This window comes from Ralstonia sp. VS2407 (assembly GCF_052950655.1).
This window is the reverse complement of sequence record NZ_JBRFVG010000256.1, coordinates 1-467: the sequence shown is the minus strand read 5'-3', so window position 1 is coordinate 467 and position 467 is coordinate 1. Positions and strand designations below refer to the sequence as shown.

At 59.7% G+C, this 467-nt stretch carries 1 pseudogene; it reads left to right on the top strand.

The annotated features are described in order from the left end of the window. A pseudogene (locus ACU8YE_RS24910) lies at positions 1-126 on the top strand (phage virion morphogenesis protein); the annotation flags it as partial. Positions 127-467: the final 341 nt, after the last annotated feature.

Here is a 467-nt window from a genome sequence, read left to right as displayed (position 1 = left end):
GGTCAGAAAGCGCCCGTCGAGCCGGGCGGGCCGCTCGCGCAGTATCCGATTCGCGTCGCGCTTGGTTTCGCGGATGCCGACCGTGAGCTCGTGCGCGATCGGCTGCTACGCTACCTGAATCGTTGAACCGCTCGGATTGATCGCCACGCCCACGGTGTGCCTGCGCTAGACGGACCGGGGAACGAATCCGAACGATTGTACGATTAGCGTCGCTGATATGTGCCGAGCGATTTCCAGTTCACCCAACAACCAGTATAGTCTGACACTGAATGACGCAGGTCGAATAGGTACCTCTCATGCGGCGACGGGAGGTACTTGCTCTCGAACGAAATGCGAGCCAGGGGAGAGTCATATGCTGAAGCGAGCTTGGCGCGGTGAAGAGCGCTTGTGGAAAGTGTGGTGGCTGCTCGGGATGCCTTCGAATCTCATAGGAGTCGCGGCAGCCGAATGGTTCCAATCTGGCGGTC